This window comes from Thermoactinomyces sp. CICC 10522 (genome assembly GCF_016055075.1).
Classification (GTDB): Bacteria; Bacillota; Bacilli; order Thermoactinomycetales; family Thermoactinomycetaceae; genus Thermoactinomyces_A; species Thermoactinomyces_A daqus.
Window position 1 is genome coordinate 436,430 of record NZ_JAECVY010000002.1, and the last position, 17,320, is coordinate 453,749.

A 17,320-nucleotide genomic window follows, 5' to 3' on the forward strand; every position below is an offset into this window, starting at 1 on the left:
AAAAATTCCGCCGCTTCTTTGCGACGGAATTCCGCTGCTCAGCTACTCTCTCACTTGCCCGGTTCCGCGGATCCGGTATTTATAACTGGTTAATTCCTTCAGTCCCATCGGTCCCCGCGCATGCAACTTTTGCGTGGAAATGCCGATTTCCGCTCCATAGCCAAACTCAAAGCCGTCGGTAAAGCGGGTGGATGCATTATGGTACACCGCAGCAGCATCCACCTGTGCCAGAAACGCTTTCGCCGCTTCGTTGTCTTCGGTCACAATCGCTTCCGAATGGCGGGTGCCAAACTTTTCTATGTGCGCAACTGCTTCTTCCAGTCCGGATACCACTTTCACCGCCAGCGTCAGATCGAGAAATTCGGTCGCATAATCCGCCTCCGAAGCGGGCACCAGTTTTAATCCCGGAGTGTGGCGCAGAATTTCGCATGTCTTTTCGCATCCACGCAGTTCAACGCCTTTTTCAGCCAGATCCCTGCTTGCTTGCGGGAGCCAGACAGGAGCGATCGCTTCGTCGACCAATACGGTCTCGATGCTGTTGCACACCGATGGCCTTCCGGTTTTGGCATTGACAACAATTCGGGTGGCCCGCTCCGGATCAGCCGCCTGATGGACATAGACGTGGCAGTTGCCCACTCCCGTCTCAATCACGGGAACCAGCGCATTTTGGATGACGCGCTGAATCAATCCGGCTCCCCCGCGCGGAATGGCCAAGTCGACCGTATTTTTGGCGCGAATGAGAAAATCGACCGTCTCCCGTTCCGGGCGGTCAATAAACTGAATCGCCTCCGGGGGCACGTTCGACTGGCGCAACCCTTTTGTCAATGCTTCGATCAGGGCATGATTGGAGCGAAGCGCTTCTTTTCCCCCGCGCAAAACCACGGCATTTCCCGTTTTCAGGGCCAGCCCGGCCGCATCGACGGTAACGTTGGGCCTCGATTCATACACCATGGCAATGACCCCGAAAGGAACGCGCACCTTCTCCACTTTCAGCCCGTTTGGCCGCTGGAAGGTTTCCAGCACCTCTCCCACCGGATCATCCAGTTCGACAATCTGCCTGAGACCTTCGATCATCTCCAGCAAACGGGATTCGTTCAAGCGTAACCGATCCAGCTTACCCTCCGGCGTTCCTGCTGCTCTGGCCGCCTGGATATCTTTTTGGTTTGCCATAAGGATTCTCTCCCGTTCCCGCCACAGTGTATCTGCCATCTCAAGGAGTGCCTCATTTTTCTCCTCGGTGGTGCAAAGAACCAGCTTTCGGGAGGCCTGTTTAGCTCTCTCCGTCTTTTCAATCACATAACGCTGCAATTCATTTTGTGTCATCACTGATTCCCCTCTTTCACAAGAATCACCAGTGCATCCCGATGGATGACGACCGGATAGTGGCTTTGCTTTTTCTCCACTTTTTTTCTCTCCAGAAGCAACCGCAAATCAAAGCTGGAGAAATGGACGATTCCCTTGCCGATCTCCTCTCCGTCTGCTTTCCTGATCGCAACAGCCGCACCTTCCAAAAACTCCCCACTCACCTTTTCCACCCCCGCGAGGAGGAGGCTGCCATAACCATCGATCAAAGCCTCAGCAGCACCTGCATCGACGGTGACACTTCCTTCCACTCTCGTGCCGTAGGCGAGCCAGGACTTTTTTCCCGAGAGACGGTGGTGGGGAAAAAACCGCGTCCCCACCTGTTGCCGGGAAACGATTTTCGTTAATACGTCCGGCTCCTGACTTGATGCGATAAAGGTCTCAATCCCCGACTGCGTGGCAATTTCGGCTGCTGCCAGCTTGGTCTGCATGCCGCCGGTTCCAACCCGGCTGATGCTTTGACCCGCCATCGCTTTTAAACCGGGCGTAATCTCCGTCACTTCAGAAATCCGCCGCGCATTCGGGTCCCGGGCCGGATTGGATGTATACAATCCGTCGATGTCTGTCAGCATCACAAGCGCATCCGCCTCCGCCACCAACGCAACAAGGCTGCCCAGCGTATCGTTATCGCCAAAGCGGATTTCATCCACTGCCACGGTGTCATTCTCATTGACAATGGGCAAAATGCCCCGGCGCAGCAAGGTTTCAACCGTATTCCGAATATGGATGTACCGCTTGCGATCCTCCACATCCGCACGTGTCAGCAAAAGCTGGGCGATCTGAATCTGTTCGGCCGCGAAGAGCTGCTGGTACATCCCGATTAAAATGCCTTGTCCCACTGCAGCAGCGGCTTGTTTTTCGGGAATGGTAATCTGTGCACGCGACCAGCCCAGTCTTTCCAATCCGGCAGCGACGGCTCCGGATGAAACCAGGATCAATTCCATCCCCTGCCGGATCAGACTTGCCATTTGCGCTGTCAAGCTTTTCATTTTCTCTTGTGATATTTTTCCGCCGGCTTCCGTTATGCTGCTCGATCCCACCTTTATGACCATGCGTTTTCCCTGCAAGGATACCACCACCTTCAACCATTTTTATCGAAAATATTCCTCTCTTTTGCGGCAAACCCCGGATGAAACTCAGTCAAATCGGAAACTTTCACAGTAAAAAAGAAAAGAACCCCTCATCCCCAGAAGGACGAAAGGTTCTTTCGCGGTACCACCTTCATTGGCAAATCCGCCCAGCAGCAGCGGATCGCCCACTCGAACCGATAACGGCGGTAACCGTCCCGCTTTTCACGGGAAGCTCAGGAGGCGGGGTTCAGCCCGGGCGGCGGCAGATTCTTCCAGCCTCTGAAATCTGCTCTCTGGGCGCCGGAACCAAGCTTACTCACTCCATCATTGCGTCAACCGATCCATTATATAGAATTGTTTATAACCGAAAAGACCATGCCTGTCAACGATTTTTTCTCAATACCCGCGTTTCGCCAGAATCAGCCCGCTGATGCCGCCGATCAGGGCGAAGATGATCAGGTAGGAAAAACCGACATTAAACGAAAGGCCGAGAATATACGTCCCCACCGCAGCGATGATGTTTTCCAACCCGTTTAACAGCCCTGCGCCGATTCCGACATTTTGGCTGGGAAACATGCGTTGCAGCGAACTCCAAATCGTGGGTAAAACCACGCCGTTCATCGCGGCCGATACGGAGATGAGCAGCATCGCCAGCACGAGATTATCCGTATGCGTTCCCAAAAAGAGCCCCACACCGGCAATGATGGTTCCAATCCCGGCAAAGATGGAACGTTTCATCAGGCGGTCGCTGGCAACAGCGGTCAAAATAATGGCAATTGTCATCAAGATATAGGGCAGCATGTACCAAAATCCGGTCATATGAAGGGAAAGATGGCGCACCTTCATCAGATAGGAGGGAAGCCAGAATAAAATTCCGTAAAAGACCGTCGCCATCCCCGACCAGTTGATCAAAAGCAGCCAAAAATCCGCTTTTCTTAAAACATCGCCGACACCCACGCTGGAGGTGCTTTCATCCTTGCGCCCCTTTTGAATATAGGCGAGCTCCTCCGCGGAAACAAAACGGCTTTCCTCCGGCCGGTCCTTCGCAATACTCCAAAGAATCGGGGCCATGATGATGATCCCGATGACAGCCATCACGATAAACGGGGTTTTCCATGTGCCAGTTGACAGGATGAGCCAGGTCACAAACGGCCCGGTGATAATCGGCCCCATCGTCAGCCCGAATTCCCAGAACATGTTTGCGCGAGCCCGTTCATGGGACGGGAACCACTCTTTGACCCACTTTGAGTTGAGCGGCCAGTGCATCCCTTCCCCCAACCCCAGGAGAACCCGTGAAAAAACGAGCGCCAATGAACTCCAGACAAAACCGGTGAACAAGGTCATGAGCGACCACCAGATCAGCGCGAACAAGGCGACTTTTCTCGGCCCGAAGCGATCACCCAGGTAACCGCCGAACAGATTGGACAATCCGTACATAAAGAGAAACAGGCTATTGGCAAGAGCGAGTGCACTCTCCGTGACCACTCCGTCCTTGACCATCTCGGGACCGGCGATGGAAATATTGGTCCGGTCGATGTAGGAGATTAAGAGCAAAACCCATAAGCAAACGGCAAACCACCAGCGAAAATTCATTTGTCTCACTTTTTTCGCACCATGATTCTCTTTCACAGCTTGATTTTGTGATGCAGACAAACTGGTCAACCCCCTTCTTGAGCTGGTTCACTGACCGCGGGCAACAAAGACAATTCTCCATATACAAAAATATTCCTATTATCTAATAATTTAATCGTATTGAAAAACACCATTCATTGTCAATGTTTTCCCGCTCCATTCCCCGTTCACTCATTTCGTTGACATGTGTGGCAGAAATGGAAGGGAGGAGGCTCCATGATCCGGAAAACGATCAATATTACGAGAAAACCTCCCCCATCCGGAGGAGGTTTCGTCTTAATGCGAATGTGAAAACAAAGCCTTTCCGCTTTTTCGCTTGCCCCGGAACGAACGTTCAAACGACTTTACGCACATCGGGCGGCGGAACTTGGCGGTCGTTCACCGGCATCGTGTAACATCTGGCCGACATTCCTTGATCAGGCCGGTAAACGGCAAACAGAGCGACGTCCCGCCGAAGAATTTCGCCTGTTCGCAGATAAACGTCCAAATCGAAAGGCAACATATCGACAACCGCATGTTTGAACAGATCGCGCTCGGAAAGCTCAAGGTTTGCGAAATCGCCTGAAAGAAGTTCCGGTTGTTCCGCAGCCTGTCGCAACAGAGCAGCCTGCTCTTCCTTGCTCAAACTCAGCTCCCACCAAACCTTGCGCGGGCGGTGTTTGTGTCCGAGGTAGTAGTCGTATTTCATCAAGCCGAGAATCAGGTCAAGATGCCTGGTAGCCCGTTCCAACAAAAAAGCATGCAAGCGGGTGAACAAATCTTCCAGCTGATGACCGATCTTTTGCCAGCCCTTGCGTTCCCAAAAATTCCCGAAATCCTGGAAGAAATCAAAGGGAGACGGAAACTCCCGCTCCACCAGATAGGAAATGGTATGATCCATGCGATGGGCATTCCAGTACTTTTCCAAAACATCCTCGACGCGCTTGATGCGGACAATGTCGGAAAACGGGAGAATCTCGTTCCCCAGGATTTCATAAGGCGCTTTCTCCATAAATACATAGCCGTACTTCTCCGCTTCCAGCCGCATCCCGGTTCCCCGCAGCATTTTCAGAAAGCCGAGCTGCAACTCTTCCGGCCTCAATGCAAACACATCATTGAATGTTTTCTTGAAAGTGTTGTAATCCTCCAGCGGCAACCCGGCAATCAAGTCGAGATGCTGCGCGATTTTTCCGGACTCCTTGATTTTGGTCACGGTGCGGCTCAGCTTGGCAAAGTTCTGCCGCCGTTTGACCGCTTCGTTTGTCGGGTCGTTGGTCGATTGCACGCCGATCTCAAAGCGGAAAATGCCGGGCGGGGCCTTTTCCGCCAGAAAATCCAGCACTTCCGGGCGCATAATATCCGCAGTAATCTCGAACTGAAATGTACAGCCCCCATGGTGATCAATCAAAAACTGAAAAATCTCCAGTGCATAATCCCGCTTAATGTTGAAGGTGCGATCGACAAATTTGATCAGCTTTGCACCGTTGCGGATGAGGTAGAGCAAATCCTGCTTCGTCCGCTCGATGTCAAAATAACGGACCCCCACTTCGATGCTGGATAAACAAAACTGGCAGCTGAACGGGCAGCCGCGGCTGGTCTCAAAGTAAACAACGCGATTGGGCAGATGGGGAAGGTCTTCCTCAAACCGGTGCGGTGAGGGAATTTTGTTCAGATCCAATTTGGGGCGCGGCGGATTGATGATGATTTCATCACCTTTGCGCCAAGCAAGTCCAAACACAAAATGGAACTTTTGTTCACCGCTCAACTCGGTCAGCAAGTGATGAAATGTCTCTTCCCCTTCACCCATCACAATAAAATCGACTTGGGGCAACCGCTCCATCCATTCTTTTGTGTCATAGGACACCTCCGGCCCTCCCAGGACGATTTTCACATCCGGTTTTACTTTCTTCAGCATGTCAATCACGGTGATCGTCTCTTCGATATTCCAGATATAACAAGAGAAACCGACCACGTCGGGAGCGCGGTTAAACAGGTCGGAAACGATGTTCATCTCCGGATCCTTAATGGTGTACTCCGCGATTTCCACAGCAAATTCACGCTCACAAAATGCTTTCAAATAGCGCAAAGCAAGCGAGGTGTGAATATATTTGGCGTTTAACGTCGATAGTACGATTTTCATATAAACCTACCTCATTTAACGTTCTTGCAAAACCTCCCCTTATTCTACACCGAATGAACCGCAAAAAAAACCCGCAACGAGGCGGGTTCAAGCTTTCCGCTGCTTGTAGCGGAGATATTGGTAACGGATAAAGCATCCGATGCAAAAACCGAGAATGGCCACAAAGGCCGCGATTCCCAACAGAATGGCAAATACATACCCAACCGCCGGCACTCCGGCATAAAATCCGATCAGGCTGAGTACCAGGCAGACAGCTGCGATCATCTGGTTAAATCTCTGCTGGTCAGGATCTTCCATCGCATAGTGCGAATGCGGTTTTCTTAAAAACGGGCGAACAACCCAAAATACCGGATTTTGGCCCACGATCAGACTGTACAGCCCGGTGAGCAACGGGAGCAGCAAAATCCAGTATTGACCTGTGATCAGGGCAAAAACAACCGACAGTACCTGAAACCATTGGTTGGCACGTACCAGCGGGCGCGGGATTCCGTTCATCGGCGTCCACCTCAATGCTTATATTCCACTTCTCCTGCTTATTATACCAATTTTAAAAAAACAGACAATATTTATTCACCTGTCTCTCTGTTTGTTTTTTATTTTAAAATAAATTTTCCCAAGGCTCACCATCGCTGCGGGACCCTTCGGAAAAGATCATGACTTTTCACCAGAGTCCGGAACGCAAAAATCTCCTTCATCGTTTTTGGATCCCAAACAAATTCCCTTGCAAAATACATTGCAAAAAAAATCACAATTTATTATAATGTAGTAAATCGATAAAAAAACATATATTTTCACGTTTTATACTCTTATCCAGAGCGGCGGAGGGACTGGCCCGATGAAGCCCGGCAACCCCGGTGAGACGAACCGGAAGGTGCCAATTCCTGTAGAGACTGAGCATCAGTTTCTAAGAGATAGGAGAGGAAAATGGATCACAAAGCCTCTTCTCTGGATCAGGGAAGAGGCTTTTTACTGAGAAGGAGGAAAAACATGAGCGAACAAAAAAAGCACCAGCTTGAAACGATTGCCGTCCACGGCGGACAGGTACCTGATCCGACAACCAATGCCCGGGCCGTACCGATTTACCAAACGACTTCCTATGTGTTCAATGATCCCCAGCATGCGGCGGATTTGTTTGCGTTAAAGGAATTCGGCAATATCTATACCCGCATTATGAACCCGACCCAGGACGTATTTGAAAAAAGGGTGGCCGAACTGGAAGGAGGCGTCGGGGCGCTGGCGACCAGTTCCGGACAGGCAGCGATCACTTATTCCATTCTTAATATCGCCAATTCCGGAGATGAAATTGTCGCTTCAAGCCATCTTTACGGCGGCACGTTCAACCTCTTCAGGCATACACTGGCCAAACTGGGGATCACAGTGATTTTCGTCGATCAGTCCGATCCGGAAAATTTCCGCAAAGCCTTCACTGATAAAACCAAAGCAGTCTTCGCCGAAACCATCGGCAATCCGCAAACCGATATCCTGGACATCGAGGCAGTCGCGAACGTTGCCCATGATCACGGTGTTCCTCTCATCGTCGACAATACGTTTGCCACGCCATATTTATGCCGTCCCTTTGAATTCGGGGCTGATATCGTCGTCCACTCCGCAACGAAATTTATCGGCGGTCATGGCAACAGCATTGGCGGGGTAATCGTCGACTCCGGCCGTTTTGACTGGACGAACGGGAAATTCCCGGATCTTACCGAGCCTGATCCCAGCTACCATGGCGTCCGATATACCGAAGCGGTCGGCCCATTGGCCTACATAATCAAAGCCCGCGTTCAACTGCTGCGCGACACCGGCGCCGCCATTTCTCCCTTTAATGCTTTCCTTCTCTTGCAGGGACTGGAAACCTTGCATCTGAGAATGGAACGGCACAGTGAAAATGCCCTGAAAACAGCGAAATATCTGGCAGAGCATGAAGCAGTGGAATGGGTAAACCATCCCGGCTTGCCAACCCACCGCACCTATGAGCTGGCGCAAAAATACCTCCCCAAAGGCCAGGGAGCCGTTTTCACCTTCGGCATTAAGGGAGGTTTGGAAGCCGGCAAGAAATTTATCCAAAATGTGAAGCTCTTTTCTCATCTCGCCAATGTCGGTGATGCCAAATCATTGGTCATCCATCCGGCGAGCACGACCCACCAGCAACTGTCGGAAGCGGAACAGCGCAGTGCCGGTGTAACGCCTGAACTCGTCCGCCTGTCCGTAGGCATTGAGTCGATCGACGATATTCTTGAAGATCTCGATCAGGCTTTGCAGAAAAGCCAACAGTAAATACACAAGCAAGTTCACTCAATTGAAGGCAAAACACCTTTCTCCGGCAATAGCCATGGGGGGAAGGTGTTTTTCTGTGAAAGTTCGTTACCGGCTAATGCCACGGTGTCCCCCCTCACCTGCTGGCTAACATCCGGTCGGCGGATGCCTTTTCTCTCCATTTGCTTTAACCCCCACCTTTGAAAGGAAACCAATCCCACTTCCAACTATTTCTACTAAATATCGTCAAAACCTATGTTATCCTCTAATAGAGAAACGCTCAGCTTCACTGTTGAGCCAGGAAATGAACAGGAGGGTTATTCTGTGAAAAATCGTCGTATTTTGACTTCATTGGCAATTGCAGGAGCATTGGCTGTCACCAGCCCGCTTACAACTTTTGCTGCCGGCAAACAAGATCCCGGTACAGAAGCTGATTCCGCCAATTCCTCTTATTGTCACTATATTCAAGAAACCTTGAAAGAGTTGCATCTCGATCAGCTTCTCAAACAATACGGCATCAAAGTGGACTCGCTGGAAATCATCCAAAACCGGCCGCAATCCGTTCCGGTACAGCCCAAGCAGATCCAACAGCAACCGGCTCCGGTCAAAAAGCAACCTGCAACCAACCAGACGACAAAACCGGCATCGACCCCACCGTCTTCTTCCGGACAACAACAAACCGGCTATACGCTGAGCGAATACGAGAAACAAGTGGTTGACCTTGTCAATCAGGAACGGGCCAAATACGGGTTGCCTGCCCTGAAAATCGATTCGAAATTGAGCCGGATGGCACGGGACAAAGCACAAGACATGCATGACAAACACTATTTTGACCACAACAGCCCGACTTACGGCTCCCCATTTGACATGATGAATAAGTATGGCATCCAATACAACAGCGCCGGAGAAAATATTGCCATGGGGCAACCCACTCCGCAAGAGGTTGTGATAGACTGGATGAACAGCAAAGGACACCGTGAAAATATCTTGAATAAAGATTTCAATTACATCGGTGTCGGTTATGTAAAAGACGGAAATTACTGGGTACAAGAATTCATCGGAAAATAAACGGTTATTTGAAAACATGCAGCTCACGGCGGGCTGCATGTTTTTTGTCTCGCGCTTTGGCTGATGCATGACAGAAAGGGCGAATAAAGAGCGCGGGGTCCCTTTTCTGAAGCGGTTTCCAACTCTAATCAAACTGCTTGGAATACAGGTGTGCATATACCCCATCTCGTGCAAGTAACTCATCGTGCGTACCTTGTTCCACAATACCACCCTCCGTCAGTACAATAATTCGTCGGGCATTGCGGATTGTGGAAAGGCGATGGGCAATCACGAGGGTTGTACGTCCTTGGGCCAATGATTCCAGTGATTCCTTGACATTCACTCTCGTTATCCAGCGCGCTCGTTGCCTCATCCAAAATCAGAACGGGTGGATTTTTCAAGAATACGCGGGCAATACTCAGCCGCTGCTTTTGCCCACCAGACAATTTGACACCTCTTTGTCCGATCTTGGAGTGATAGCCGTTTGGCAAGCTCATAATAAAGTCATGTGCATTGGCATGCTTGGCTGCCCTGATAATTTCTGCATCGCTCGCCGCTGGATTTCCGTAGCGGATATTTTCCAACACTGTTCCCGCAAAAAGGTAAACATCTTGCTGTACAATACCGATGTTATTTCTTAATGATCGCAGGTCAAGATCGCGGACGTTGATTCCGTCCAGCAACACCTCCCCCTCTGTCACGTCATAAAAACGGGGGATGAACGGGGGATGAGCGAGCATAATGTAGTTTTTCCCGCACCGGACGGACCAACCAACGCAACGTACTCCCCGGGTTGTATACGAAGCGACAGATTTACCAATACATTGTCCAAATGGTCTTCGTAACGGAAGGAAACCTTCTTGAACTCAATCTCTCCATGTACCTGTGGCAAGGTTATGGCATTCGGTTTGTTTTCGATTGCCGGCTTCAGATTCATGATTTCCATAAAGCGCTGGAAGCCCGTGATCCCTTCTTGAAACTGCGTGCTCATATGAGTCAACTGTTGAATGGGTTCAATCATAAAGCCGATATACAGTAGGAAAGTAATTAAATCAGCTAACTCTAAAGTATTATTCACAATACTGACACTGCCAAAGATAATCACCGTGATCATAATCAGTTGGATAAACGCTTCAACACCATTGAAAAAATACGCTTCCGCCTTGTAAGTTTTTTTCCGGCTATCGAGGAAACAATTATTTTCCCGGTTAAACTTCTCAATCTCCACGTGCTCGTTGGCAAACGATTTTACCACGCGGATTCCCGACAGACTGTCCTCCACCTGTGCGTTTACGTCCCCGATTCGCTCTTTGTTTCTTCTTAATGCCTTGTTCAACTTCTTATTAAAATACAATGTGAAGACACCAAAGAATGGCAAAAAGCAGAACACAGCGATTGTTAAAGGGGCGTTAATGAAGAACAAAATGACAAATGCTCCAATAAAACGGGCGAGATATTTGGCGTAGTCTTCCGGGCCGTGATGGCAGAGCTCGGAAAGCAGTAGCAGGTCGTTCGTTATCCGAGACATGAGCTGACCTGTCTTTTCCTTGCGTAAAAGCTTAAGGAAAGCTTCTGCATATGCGCGAACAACTCACCGCGCATATCCCTTTCCATACGGGCACCAATCTCATGACCTTTGTAGTCTACAAAATAGTTTCCGACATTCTGGATCACGACCAAAACAAGCATCAGCCCGCCGATCTGGTACACTTCATCTAACGCAGTGGATAAGTCTCCTTCCAGAACATCTTTCGTTATATACCGAACGAGCAATGGAAACACCAAACTCACAGCAGAAACGATCAAGTCGCATGCCAATACCGAAAGAAACGGCATTAAATACGGTTTGTAATATGAGAAAAATTTTTTTACCGGAAAACGCATGATTTACCCCTTTTTGTGTTATTTAAATAAACACATATAAGGGGTACATCATTTACAGATAAGAGGATGTCACACCCTTATATGTTTGTACGGTTTGATTTGTCATGTTTTTCATGTGAACGGCCTCCTTGTTCGTTAATAATTTCATTTTAAATGAGTTTATGCAGAAGTATACACTATATTTATCGAATTTATAATATATCAAATAATCATAAACGTGTATCTCTTTGCACGGAGTGACAGGTGACAGTTCGAAAAAAATCATATACGTCAACCGAGTTGTTCTCCCTACCAACAGAGCATGCGAGCCTCGGTTTCGGCTTTGCCGGGAGATGGCGGTCAACGTTGGCTCTGCCTTGAAGCCGCCCCGGTTACGTACTACTATGAAAAGGAGAACGTTATCCAACAAAAACAACTTTTCTTTTACCCCGGGAAACAAACCGGGGAGGGAAGTGGCTCTCCCCTGAACGGCCATCGGGAAATTTAGGGACACCACTGCCCGACGGCAACATGTCTTGCCCAGAAACATATTTTCACAAAAAGGGAGCGATCACATGGCTCTGGATCTTACCAGCACGACCACGTTACGTAATGGTGTGAAGATGCCTTGGCTCGGTCTCGGCGTTTACAAAGCCCGGGAGGGAACTGAAGTCATCAACGCAGTCAAGGCGGCGCTGAACACGGGATATCGAAGCATCGATACCGCCGCGCTCTATGAAAATGAAGAAGGTGTCGGCCGGGCAATCAAAGAATCCGGGATTCCCCGGGAAGAGATCTTCCTGACCACCAAAGTATGGAATACCGATCAAGGTTATGACACCACCCTGAAGGCATTTAACGAGAGCCGCCGAAAATTGGGGGTGGATTATATTGACCTCTATCTTATCCATTGGCCGGTAAAAGAGAAATTTATCGACACATGGAAAGCACTCGAAACATTATACCGGGAAGGACAGGTTCGGGCGATCGGTGTCAGCAACTTTCAAATCCATCATATCGAGGAATTGAAAAAACACAGTGATCTGCTGCCGATGGTAAATCAAGTGGAATACCATCCCCTGCTGACGCAAAAGGAACTGCTTCAATACTGCAAACAGGAAGGGATCCAGCTGGAAGCCTGGAGTCCGCTTATGAGAGGAAATAACCTCGATCACCCGACACTGACAGCCCTTGCCGAAAAACACGGCAAGACTCCGGCTCAAATCATTTTGCGCTGGGACTTGCAGCACGGAGTCGTCACGATTCCCAAATCCGTGCGCGAACACCGCATCAAGGAAAATGCAGATATCTTTGATTTTGAACTCTCCCCCGCAGAAATGGACCAGATCGATGCAATGAACCAGAACCACCGTTTCGGCCAGCATCCCGATCATTTCAAATTTTGATGAAAAAGCGGATAGGACGGGAATGGCCCCGGGTTTTCCGCTTACGGCAAACTCCCGAAACGGAAATGTCCGTCGGACCGGGTGCTTTTTTGCTCCAGTTCCTTCGCCGTCCCTCTCGTTGAATTTTGCCAACAGCCCCAATCAGGGAAAGGGCCCGGGTTTCTTCGGAAAAAACGGGTTCGGTGCGCTGCGTACAACGTATAACTCCGGCCACAATACGTAACCCTATGGATAGATGAGGAGGGATTGCGCATGGATCTGGAACGTGCAAAAGAGATTTTAAAGTCTCCGGAACACATCGAAGTCACCTACCGGGGACGCCCGGTCTGGATTGAAATGGTCGATGAACACGCTGAAAAAGCTCAGGTGCATGAAGAAGTCAACAAGGATAATGTCATGATCGTGCCTGTTTGGGATCTGGAAGATAAAGGTTAGAGCAAACTGCCTCAGGGAACTGGGGCAGTTTTTTTTCAGCAGGTTACGCCGGCTTCCTGAAATTGCAGCCATCGCCCGCCTGCATCCATTTTTGCCCGGACCCCGACCGGCAGTGTCAAGTTGACATTGGTATGTCCCGCTTTCAATCCATAAAAAGCGGGGATGCCAAGGGGCTTCAAAATATCTTCCAAAACCTGTCTCACGGTTAAACTCTTCGCATCATCCGCTGCTTCACAGTCGGTACATTCCGTTATAACAATCCCGCTTGCCTGCTGCAACTTTCCGGCCAGTCTCAGCTGGGTGAGCATGCGGTCAATCCGGTATGGCTCTTCCTCAATCTCTTCGATGAAGAGAATGTGTCCCCTGGTATCCACTTCATACGGCGTACCGAGCAAAGCCGCCAGGAGGGACAAATTTCCGCCGACCAACTTCCCTTCCGCTTCACCTTGGACAATGGTGAACGGACAGCTTTCCGCTGAGGAGAGGTATCCGCCAACTGGACAAGGCCGGGACAGGTGCGTAAAAAGCGTATGCCAGGAAAGGGCATCGAAGCGCTTTGCCAGTTCAAACACCATCGGGCCGTGAAAGGTAACCAATCCCGTCCGCTGATAAATCGCCACATGCAATGCGGTAATATCGCTATAGCCGGCAAAAATTTTCGGATTGGCCCGGATGATTTCATAATCGATCAGATCCAGCAGACGAGGGGTTCCGTACCCTCCTCTCAGACAAAAAACAGCATCCACTTCGGGATCGGCAAACATCCGGTTGATATCCTCCGCCCGAATCTCATCCCTTCCAGCCAGATAACCGTAGCGCTCTCCCAGCGAACGACCGGGCTTCACCCGATAACCAAAGCCCGCCAAAATTTCAAGTGACATTTCCAGTTCCACCGGATCAGTCGGGCTCGCCGGGGCGATAATGCCAATCGTGTCGCCCGGTTGTAAACATTTTGCTTTCATTTCTTTCCCCCTTTCAGCATTCGGACAAAAAATTCGATCTGTTCGGAATTCAGGGATGACGGGATGGAAACTGCCGACCATGCGTTGGTCAGCAGTCTTTTTTCAAAGCAAACGCCTCCGCCAACAGGCGGTATGATTTCAGTTTGGAGGCAAAGTCATGCATCAGGGTTACTATCATAAATTCTTCTGTACCATATTCTTCGCCGAGTTGAAGAATTCGCTCTTTCACCCGTTCTTTTGACCCGACGATCATCCGTTTGCGGTTCTCTTTTATGCGATAGCGGTCATAGGCAGAATAAGGATAACGGAGCGCCGTTTCAACGGAAGGAATCCCGTTGGCTGCACCCCCCTTTTCAATCAAGAGCAGGGATAAATCCAGGCTCGCGGCCAAATGCTCCGCCTCATCATCCGTTTCCGCGCAGACGACGAAAATAGCGAGAATGGTTTGCGGCTGCTGATTCAATTGCGACGGGCGAAAATGTTCCCGATAAAACCGAACCACATCGGCTCCGCCTTCTCCGTTGATAAATTGCGCAAATGCATACCCCGCTCCCTGTTGGGCAGCGAGCAAGGCACTGCCGCCGCTGGAACCGAGCAACCAGATCTCCGGTGCAGTTCCGATCAGCGGAGTCGCACGCAATCCCGGGTACTCAGGGTGCTCATGATCATGGAGAAAGGAAATCAGATCCGCTATTTGCTGCGGATAATGGTCTGCATAAGAGATTTTTCCTTCTTGGAGCGCTTTGGTCGCCAGCGGCATTCCTCCCGGTGCCCTTCCCAGGCCCAGGTCGATCCGGTTCGGGTACAATGCTTCCAGCACCTTAAAGTTTTCAGCCACTTTATAAGCGCTGTAGTGGGGGAGCATCACACCGCCGGAGCCGATCCTCATTTTCTCCGTTTTGGCCGCAAGATGGCTGATGAGCACTTCCGGACTGGAACCTGCCAGGCTGCGGGTGAAATGATGCTCGGATACCCAAAAACGGTGAAATCCCAGCTTTTCTGTTTCCTGCGCCAAACGGGCCGTGTCCGCCAAGGCCTCTTCTGCCGTTTTTCCTTCCGGAATCGGGGATTGGTCCAACACGCTCAGTTTAATCAACGAAGTTCACCTCTAATCATCCGTCATCCCTGAAGATGGCGGTGGACATACTAATTTTTTTATAGTTACCTTAAATTATACACTTTAATGTCAAGCTTCATGTAAAGAGCCACAGGTTTCCTCCGATCATTGAAATCCTGCGGCTCTTGCAAAGCTCTCCCATTTATATTCCGCTATGTCCGCTCCTTTTCGTGCACGCAGCGGATCACCGTTTCGTACACCTCCTGGAACGGAACCCCTTTTTCCCGCGCGATTCGGGCCACCTCTTCGTATTCCGGCATCTGCCGAATGGCCGTTCCATCCCGGTATGCCCGCTTGACGGCAATCGTTCCATAGGGGGTCTCCACCCTGTCGGTCTCCCGCCTGAGAATCGATCTCGTCCACCTCGTTCGCCGCACGCCGAGAGTTGTCGTTTCCCTGAGCAGGACGTCTTCACAACGTTCGGCCAAATGCTCCGGCGCCAAAACAGTAATCAACGTTCCTGGACGATTTTTTTTCATATAAACCGGCGTATAAAACACATCGAGCGCCCCGGCGCGAAACAGTTGGTCCATCGCATAACCAAGGGCTTCACCGCTCATGTCATCCACTTGGGTTTCCAGAACGGCGATCGTTTCCCTTTGCCTGTCATACTCCTTTTTTTCTTCACCATCTTTTATGAGAAGCGCCCGTAACACATTCGGATGATCGAAATCCTTCTCCCCTGCACCGTACCCGATCTTCTCTATGGTAAAGCCTCCAATCGGCCTGAACTCGCTGACGAGCGCTTTCAAAATCCCGGCGCCCGTCGGGGTCGTCAATTCTCCATTCACATGGAGAGAAGCCAGCGGGATCCCTGTCAAAAGCTCCGCTGTGGCCGGTGCCGGAATCGGATACAAACCATGGGCCATCTGCACTTTTCCGCTTCCGACCGGCACTTCAGAGGCGAAAATTTGTTCAATCCCCAGGTTTTCCAAAGCTAAACAAGTTCCGATGATATCGATGATCGAATCCATCGCCCCTACTTCGTGAAAATGCACTTTCTCCGGCGAAATCCCGTGAATTTTCCCTTCGGCTTCAGCGATCAGCGAAAAAATCGAGCGGCTCCTTTCTTTAACGCGGGACGGCAGCTCACTTTGCTCGATCATCGCCAGAATATCGGCAGCATGGCGATGGGCGTGATGACGGGAATGATGAGGTTGCGGTTCAACGTGGAGGCAGAGTTGTTTGGCTGAAATGCCCCGTTTTACCACCTGTTTGATCTGCATGAAAAAAGGATCGAGCGGAAGTTTTTTCAAATGTTTTTCGATATAACCGGGGTCGGCCCCCAAATCGATCAGGGCGGCCAATGTCATATCACCCGCAATGCCGGATATACAATCGAGATATAATGTGCTCATTTGCCGACAGCCTCCTGCACCAATTGTTGAATCATCACCGCGGCATAACCCGCACCGAATCCATTATCGATATTCACCACTGTTACTCCGGCGGTGCAGGAAGTCAGCATGGAGAACAGCGGGGTCAACCCGGAAAAATGCGCCCCGTAGCCTACCGAGGTGGGAACGGCAATGACCGGGCGTCTGGTCAGCCCGCCGACGACGCTTGCCAGTGCCCCTTCCATTCCGGCGACCACAATAACGACCCGGGCCTCTCTCAGTTGTTCCCTGAAGGCGAGCAAACGGTCGATGCCGGCTACTCCCACATCATAGATCCGCTCCACTTCGCACCCCATCCATTGTGCTGTTCCCGCCGCTTCTTCCGCGACCGGCAAATCCGACGTCCCCGCGCAGACTACGGCCACCGTGCCTGCATAACGCCGAGGCGACTCCCCGCATGTCAGCAGGCGTGAAACAGGATCATACACCGCCTCGGGAAACTGATCTTTGACAAGCGCTGCCATCGCTTTCGTCGCCCGTGTGGCCATCGCCCGGTTGTGTGCCTTCATCAACTCGGCAAAGATCGCGGCAACCTGCTTCTCCGTTTTTCCTTGCCCGAAGATCACTTCCGGATAACCCGTTCTCTTTTCACGGTCAATATCGAGCTTGCAAAAACCGATATCCTTAAAAGTGTCCATGACCTGTCCCCCAAGG

At 50.6% G+C, this 17,320-nt stretch carries 13 protein-coding genes, 1 pseudogene and 1 riboswitch; of the genes and pseudogenes, 4 read left to right on the top strand and 10 right to left on the bottom strand.

Annotation, left to right across the window (positions count from 1 at the left end; translation table 11 throughout):
* Positions 1-42: 42 nt before the first annotated feature.
* From I8U18_RS05645 to I8U18_RS05665, 5 genes are all read right to left on the bottom strand, one after another.
* Positions 43-1,323: a glutamate-5-semialdehyde dehydrogenase gene (locus tag I8U18_RS05645; RefSeq protein WP_198064564.1), complete on the bottom strand. Its 1,281-nt coding sequence runs from the start codon at positions 1,321-1,323 to the stop codon at positions 43-45.
* Entirely contained in the window at positions 1,323-2,429 is a 1,107-nt protein-coding gene (gene proB / locus I8U18_RS05650; protein WP_198059280.1) for a glutamate 5-kinase, read from the bottom strand. Before proB ends, I8U18_RS05645 begins: the two co-directional genes overlap by 1 nt.
* A 399-nt stretch (positions 2,430-2,828) precedes the next feature.
* Positions 2,829-4,085 (bottom strand): MFS transporter, encoded by a 1,257-nt coding sequence (locus tag I8U18_RS05655; RefSeq protein ID WP_232336302.1) that lies wholly within the window; start codon positions 4,083-4,085, stop codon positions 2,829-2,831.
* Between the two features lie 313 nt (positions 4,086-4,398).
* Positions 4,399-6,183 (bottom strand): B12-binding domain-containing radical SAM protein, encoded by a 1,785-nt coding sequence (locus I8U18_RS05660; RefSeq protein WP_198064565.1) that lies wholly within the window; start codon positions 6,181-6,183, stop codon positions 4,399-4,401.
* Positions 6,184-6,270: 87 nt separating this feature from the next.
* A complete protein-coding gene (locus tag I8U18_RS05665; protein WP_033099272.1) occupies positions 6,271-6,678 on the bottom strand; it encodes a DUF4395 domain-containing protein in 408 nt (135 codons plus the stop codon).
* A gap of 308 nt (positions 6,679-6,986) precedes the next feature.
* Positions 6,987-7,101: riboswitch (SAM riboswitch) on the top strand.
* Between the two features lie 69 nt (positions 7,102-7,170).
* Here I8U18_RS05665 and I8U18_RS05670 point away from each other — a divergent pair.
* Both I8U18_RS05670 and I8U18_RS05675 read left to right on the top strand, forming a co-directional pair.
* Positions 7,171-8,460 carry a homocysteine synthase gene (locus tag I8U18_RS05670; RefSeq protein WP_198055065.1) on the top strand — a complete coding sequence of 430 codons (1,290 nt, stop codon included), beginning with the start codon at positions 7,171-7,173 and terminating at the stop codon, positions 8,458-8,460.
* A 303-nt stretch (positions 8,461-8,763) separates the two neighbouring features.
* The gene (locus I8U18_RS05675) at positions 8,764-9,507 is read left to right on the top strand and encodes a CAP domain-containing protein (protein WP_370589231.1); all 744 of its coding nucleotides are present in this window, start codon (positions 8,764-8,766) and stop codon (positions 9,505-9,507) included.
* A 124-nt stretch (positions 9,508-9,631) separates the two neighbouring features.
* On the opposite strand, the pseudogene I8U18_RS05680 reads toward I8U18_RS05675, so the two are convergent.
* Positions 9,632-11,370: pseudogene (locus I8U18_RS05680) on the bottom strand (ABC transporter ATP-binding protein).
* Between the two features lie 554 nt (positions 11,371-11,924).
* Here I8U18_RS05680 and I8U18_RS05685 point away from each other — a divergent pair.
* Together I8U18_RS05685 and I8U18_RS05690 are read left to right on the top strand one after the other, a co-directional pair.
* Positions 11,925-12,755 (top strand): aldo/keto reductase, encoded by an 831-nt coding sequence (locus I8U18_RS05685; protein ID WP_198064566.1) that lies wholly within the window; start codon positions 11,925-11,927, stop codon positions 12,753-12,755.
* A gap of 252 nt (positions 12,756-13,007) precedes the next feature.
* On the top strand, positions 13,008-13,190 hold the full coding sequence (locus tag I8U18_RS05690; protein ID WP_033099277.1) for an H-type small acid-soluble spore protein: 183 nt from the start codon (positions 13,008-13,010) through the stop codon (positions 13,188-13,190).
* Positions 13,191-13,225: 35 nt separating this feature from the next.
* Here the strand turns inward: I8U18_RS05690 and I8U18_RS05695 are convergent, their stop codons facing one another.
* From I8U18_RS05695 to larB, 4 genes are all read right to left on the bottom strand, one after another.
* A complete protein-coding gene (locus I8U18_RS05695; protein WP_033099375.1) occupies positions 13,226-14,152 on the bottom strand; it encodes a S66 peptidase family protein in 927 nt (308 codons plus the stop codon).
* 88 nt (positions 14,153-14,240) lie between these two features.
* A complete protein-coding gene (locus I8U18_RS05700; RefSeq protein WP_198055066.1) occupies positions 14,241-15,248 on the bottom strand; it encodes an LLM class flavin-dependent oxidoreductase in 1,008 nt (335 codons plus the stop codon).
* 173 nt (positions 15,249-15,421) lie between these two features.
* Positions 15,422-16,627 carry a nickel pincer cofactor biosynthesis protein LarC gene (gene larC, locus I8U18_RS05705; RefSeq protein ID WP_198064567.1) on the bottom strand — a complete coding sequence of 402 codons (1,206 nt, stop codon included), beginning with the start codon at positions 16,625-16,627 and terminating at the stop codon, positions 15,422-15,424.
* Positions 16,624-17,304: a nickel pincer cofactor biosynthesis protein LarB gene (gene larB / locus I8U18_RS05710; protein ID WP_033099280.1), complete on the bottom strand. Its 681-nt coding sequence runs from the start codon at positions 17,302-17,304 to the stop codon at positions 16,624-16,626. The genes larC and larB overlap by 4 nt, the downstream gene beginning before the upstream one ends.
* Positions 17,305-17,320: the final 16 nt, after the last annotated feature.

Excerpts from the sequence above, each read along its gene's own strand:
- I8U18_RS05665 (WP_033099272.1), bottom strand. The coding sequence starts at position 6,678 with ATGAACGGAATCCCGCGCCCGCTGGTACGTGCCAACCAATGGTTTCAG.
- I8U18_RS05690 (WP_033099277.1), top strand. The coding sequence starts at position 13,008 with ATGGATCTGGAACGTGCAAAAGAGATTTTAAAGTCTCCGGAACACATC.
- larB (WP_033099280.1), bottom strand. The coding sequence starts at position 17,304 with ATGGACACTTTTAAGGATATCGGTTTTTGCAAGCTCGATATTGACCGT.
- I8U18_RS05695 (WP_033099375.1), bottom strand. The coding sequence starts at position 14,152 with ATGAAAGCAAAATGTTTACAACCGGGCGACACGATTGGCATTATCGCC.
- I8U18_RS05645 (WP_198064564.1), bottom strand. The coding sequence starts at position 1,323 with ATGACACAAAATGAATTGCAGCGTTATGTGATTGAAAAGACGGAGAGA.
- I8U18_RS05670 (WP_198055065.1), top strand. The coding sequence starts at position 7,171 with ATGAGCGAACAAAAAAAGCACCAGCTTGAAACGATTGCCGTCCACGGC.
- I8U18_RS05685 (WP_198064566.1), top strand. The coding sequence starts at position 11,925 with ATGGCTCTGGATCTTACCAGCACGACCACGTTACGTAATGGTGTGAAG.
- larC (WP_198064567.1), bottom strand. The coding sequence starts at position 16,627 with ATGAGCACATTATATCTCGATTGTATATCCGGCATTGCGGGTGATATG.
- I8U18_RS05660 (WP_198064565.1), bottom strand. The coding sequence starts at position 6,183 with ATGAAAATCGTACTATCGACGTTAAACGCCAAATATATTCACACCTCG.